The organism is Mesorhizobium sp. M7A.F.Ca.CA.002.09.1.1, assembly GCF_003998555.1.
Classification (GTDB): Bacteria; Pseudomonadota; Alphaproteobacteria; order Rhizobiales; family Rhizobiaceae; genus Mesorhizobium; species Mesorhizobium ciceri.
This window is the reverse complement of record NZ_RZRR01000472.1, coordinates 1-4,281: the sequence shown is the minus strand read 5'-3', so window position 1 is coordinate 4,281 and position 4,281 is coordinate 1. Positions and strand designations below refer to the sequence as shown.

Genomic DNA, 4,281 nt, shown 5'->3' with positions numbered 1-4,281 from the left:
AGACCATGATCTGCGGCGGCACGAAGCCGATGATGCCGATCCTGATCGGCTGCTCGGCGCCCGAACCGTCCTTGATCTTCTTGTCGAGGATGACATAGGGCTTGAGATAGAGCTTGTCGTCGCGCGGGTTCGCGGCAAGCTCCGTGCCGCGGATCAGATTGGCGCAGACGAAGGGAAAATTGGCGCCGGCCAGCACCTTGTCCAGGAACGACAGGCCATAGTTGAACTCGTGGTTGCCCAGCGTCGAGCACTCGTAGCCGAGCAGGTTCATACCCTTCATGATCGGATGCAGGTCGCCGTCCTTCAGGCCCTTCTCATAGGCGATGTAGTCGCCCATCGGATTGCCCTGCAGCAGGTCGCCATTGTCGATCAGCATCGAATTCACCGCTTCCTTGCGCACGGCGTCGATCAGGGAGGCCGTGCGCGACAAGCCCAGCGTGTCGTTCGCTTTGTCGGCGTAATAATCGTAAGGCAGCACGTTCACATGGATGTCGGTGGTCTCCATGATCCGGAGATGCGCCTGGTTGGCCTGTGCGCGAGCGGAGAAGGGATGAAGCACGATCAGCGCCCCTGTAGCTGCGGTGCCAGCGAGGAAATCGCGGCGGGAGACGGGATGGAGCAGTTGCGACATGTTTTCTCCTTATCGACAACGTGACACGCCCTGCCCCGAAGCGAACTTCGCGCCGAAATCGGCTCAAGTCCATTCAAGAAGTTGCGTGCATCGGAAGGTCAGTCGACCAGCAACAGATGACGTGCGGATGAACGGTGCCGGTGAAGAAATCAGCCCTTGTCGTCGTCGCCCTGGGTGATCAGCCGCGCGCTGCGTTGCCCCGTCGCGTAGATCCATAGCCAGCTCAGCGAAACAGCAAGCCGGTTGCGAAAGCCGATCAGGAAATAGATGTGAGCCACTCCCCACAGCCACCAGGCGAGCCAGCCGGTGAGCTTGATCCAGCCGAAATCGATGGCGGCGGCGCGTTTGCCGATCGTCGCCAGATCGCCGGCATGCCTGTAGTGGAAAGGACGCGCGGTCGTGTCGCCGCCGAGCCTGGCCTTGATGGTAGCCGCAACATGTCGGCCCTCCTGCTTGGCGGAAGGCGCCACGCCGGGAACCGGCCGCCCGTCTGGCCGCAGCACATGAGCGGCGTCGCCGATGACGAAGATCTCCGGGCTGCCACGCACACTTAGATCGGGCTCGACCAGCACCCTGCCCGCGCGGTCCGCCTTCGCTCCCAGCCATTCAGCGGCTGGCGAAGCGGCAACGCCGGCTGCCCACAGGATCGTTCGGGCGGCCAGTTGCTTATCGCCAAACACGACACCTTCGGCGTCGCAGCGCGTGACGGCCCGCCCGAGCTCGACCGTCACGCCGAGCCGCTCGAGCGCTTTGTTGGCGTAGTCGGAAAGTTTCGGTGCGAAATTGGCCAGAATGCGGTCGCCGGCCTCGATCAGCACCACGCGCGTCTGCCGCGTGTCGATGTTGCGGAACTCGCCGCGCAGCGTGTCATGCGCCAGCTCGACGATGGTGCCGGCAAGCTCGACGCCGGTCGGCCCGCCACCGACGATCGCAATGGTCAGCAGCGCCTGGCGCTTGGCGGGATCAGCCTCCCGCTCGGCCTGTTCGAAGGCCAGGAGAATTCGCCGCCGAATGGTGGTGGCGTCCTCCAGCGTCTTCAGGCCAGGCGCGAACGGCTCCCATTCGTCATGGCCGAAATAGGCGTGGCGGGCACCGGTGGCGAGCAGCAGCGTGTCGTAGGCGACCGCGCTGCCGTCATCGAGCAGCACGCGCTTGCCGGCGCGGTCGACACCGGTGACATTGGCGAGCAGCGTCGTCACATCCTTGCGCTTGCGCAGGAGGTGGCGGATCGGCCAGGCAACCTCGGAGGTGGCCAGCGCCGTCGTCGCCACCTGGTAGAGCAGCGGCTGGAAGAGGTGATGGTTGCGCTTGTCTATCATGGTGATGCGCACGGGAGCGCCGGCAAGCGCACGGGTGAACTCGAGGCCGCCGAACCCCGCGCCGACAACGACGACATGATGCCTGGCTTCGTTCATTTCGTTCACCTTGTTAGCAAGATTGCCTGTCCTGCATGTAGGTATTTTTGTGCAATGCAACAACAGATGGCCAGTGCCCGAGACTCGTCGTTGCATGTCGTGAATGCACATGTTGTATCGTATCGCGAGGTATAGCGTCATCGAACACGCGATGAGGTGAGGCATGGCCAACGATCGTGACGACGATGCTCCGGCGCAGTATTCTTCGCCGCCCTGTTTCATGCACGAACTCGATACGGAATTCCGTGCGCCTTCGAGCGACTGGACCGATGTGAGACGCTGGCGCAAGGCTGAGCGCGAACGCCTGATCGCCGCGCGTCTTGCTGTTTCGGCCGACGCGCGAACGGTAATGTCGCAACACATCGCCGATGGCCTCGACGCGGTAATCGGCGAGATCGCCGGCCGCATGGTCAGTCTCTACTGGCCGTTTCGCGGCGAGCCGGATTTGCGGCCTTGGATGACGTCCATAAACGAACGCGGCGGCCGCACCGCCCTGCCCATCGTCATCGAGAAGGGGCAGCCGCTGATCTTCCGCGCCTACAAAGCAGGCGACCGGCTGGAGAAAGGTGTCTGGAATATCCCGATCCCGGCCGAGGGCGATCCGGTGCTGCCGGACATCGTCATCTCGCCGATCGTCGGCATCGATCCCCTGAACTACCGCCTGGGTTATGGCGGCGGTTTCTTCGACCGTACGCTGGCAGCGATGCCGTTCAAGCCACTGGTCATCGGCGTCGGCTACGAGCTGCAGCGCATCGCGACCATCTACCCGCAGCCGCACGACATTCCGATGGATCGGGTGGTAACGGAGGCCTAGGCCATTTCCGGCTTCATGCCCATGGCGGTCCTGTCGACGATTTCGCGTAGCGCAAAGGACGAATTGATCTTGGTCACATGCGGCATCGCCGACAGCCATTCCTTGTGGATGCGCTCATAGTCGACGAGATCCTTCGCCGCGATCCGCAGGATGTAGTCGTATTCGCCCGACATCAGGTGACAGGACAGCACGTTCGGGCAGCGCTTGATCGCCGCCTCGAAATCCGACAGCGTCTTCTCGAACTGCCCCGACAGCGATATGTGCACGATCGCCGTCATCTGGTGGCCAAGTGCCGCATTGGAAAGCCGGGCGTGGTAGCCGCGAATGGTTCCGGATTTCTCCAGATTGTCGAGCCGGCGCGAACAGGCCGACTGCGACAGGCCGACCTTCTCGGCCAGCGCCGCATTGGGTATCCTGCCATCCTTCTGCAAAGCCTCGAGAATGGCGATATCGATCCTGTCGAGCGGCATTATTCGTGAATCCTGCGAATATCTTGCTGTTTCGCGCAACAATTATCGAAACCGGCCGGTGGGCGCAAGCGCATTCGCAAACACCTGCGCAACGATTCGTGGTTCACTCCAGCCATACAGGGAACGAGCCCAAAAGGGCCGGATCAGGAGAAGAAAATGCGCGTCGGCTGCCCCAAGGAAATCAAGAACCACGAATACCGCGTCGGCCTCACCCCCGGCTCGGTCCGCGAATATGTCGCCCATGGCCACGAAGTGCTGGTCGAGACCGGGGCCGGTGCCGGCATCGGCGCCGATGACAACGCCTATCGCGCCGCCGGCGCCACGATTGCCAAGACGGCCGCCGAGGTGTTCGCCAAGTCGGACATGATCGTCAAGGTCAAGGAGCCGCAGCCCAGCGAATGGGCGCAGCTTCGCGAAGGCCAGATCCTGTATACCTACCTCCACCTTGCTCCGGATCCGGAGCAGACCAAGGGCCTGCTTGCGTCCGGCGTGACGGCAATCGCCTACGAGACCGTGACCGACGACCGTGGCGGCCTGCCGCTGCTGGCGCCGATGTCGGAAGTTGCCGGACGCCTGTCGATCCAGGCCGGCGCCACGGCGCTGCAGAAGGCCAATGGCGGCCGCGGCGTGCTGCTGGGCGGCGTGCCCGGCGTGCTGCCCGGCAAGGTCACCGTGCTCGGCGGTGGCGTCGTCGGCCTGCACGCGGCCAGGATGGCGGCCGGCCTTGGCGCCGACGTCACCATCATCGACCGCTCGATCCCGAGATTGCGCCAGCTCGACGATCTCTTCGCCGGCCGCGTCCACACCCGTTACTCGACTGTCGAGGCGCTGGAAGAAGAGTGTTTTTCAGCCGACATCGTCGTCGGCGCGGTGCTGATCCCGGGTGCCGCGGCGCCAAAACTGGTTTCGCGCGAAATGCTGTCGGGCATGAAGAAAGGCTCGGTGCTGGTC

The 4,281-nt window shown here is 63.5% G+C and carries 5 protein-coding genes; 2 read left to right on the top strand and 3 right to left on the bottom strand.

Annotated features, from left to right (window positions below; genetic code table 11):
• Both EN994_RS19970 and EN994_RS19965 read right to left on the bottom strand, forming a co-directional pair.
• On the bottom strand, positions 1–631 hold a 631-nt coding region (locus EN994_RS19970; protein WP_127307746.1), incomplete at its 3' end, for a twin-arginine translocation signal domain-containing protein.
• 149 nt (positions 632–780) lie between these two features.
• Positions 781–2,046 (bottom strand): NAD(P)/FAD-dependent oxidoreductase, encoded by a 1,266-nt coding sequence (locus tag EN994_RS19965; RefSeq protein WP_063168056.1) that lies wholly within the window; start codon positions 2,044–2,046, stop codon positions 781–783.
• Positions 2,047–2,209: 163 nt separating this feature from the next.
• Here EN994_RS19965 and EN994_RS19960 point away from each other — a divergent pair, with 163 nt between their 5' ends.
• A complete protein-coding gene (locus EN994_RS19960; RefSeq protein ID WP_082826460.1) occupies positions 2,210–2,860 on the top strand; it encodes a 5-formyltetrahydrofolate cyclo-ligase in 651 nt (216 codons plus the stop codon).
• Here EN994_RS19960 and EN994_RS19955 read toward each other — a convergent pair.
• A complete protein-coding gene (locus EN994_RS19955) occupies positions 2,857–3,330 on the bottom strand; it encodes an Lrp/AsnC family transcriptional regulator (protein WP_013531467.1) in 474 nt (157 codons plus the stop codon). The genes EN994_RS19960 and EN994_RS19955 overlap by 4 nt on opposite strands.
• A 156-nt stretch (positions 3,331–3,486) precedes the next feature.
• On the opposite strand from EN994_RS19955, the gene EN994_RS19950 reads away from it, so the two are divergent.
• The coding region (locus EN994_RS19950) for an NAD-binding protein (protein WP_127307745.1) at positions 3,487–4,281 on the top strand (795 nt) is incomplete at its 3' end.

Bases quoted from the DNA above. Each gene is read 5' to 3' on its own strand.
- EN994_RS19965 (WP_063168056.1), bottom strand. From the start codon at position 2,046: ATGAACGAAGCCAGGCATCATGTCGTCGTTGTCGGCGCGGGGTTCGGC.
- EN994_RS19960 (WP_082826460.1), top strand. From the start codon at position 2,210: ATGGCCAACGATCGTGACGACGATGCTCCGGCGCAGTATTCTTCGCCG.
- EN994_RS19955 (WP_013531467.1), bottom strand. From the start codon at position 3,330: ATGCCGCTCGACAGGATCGATATCGCCATTCTCGAGGCTTTGCAGAAG.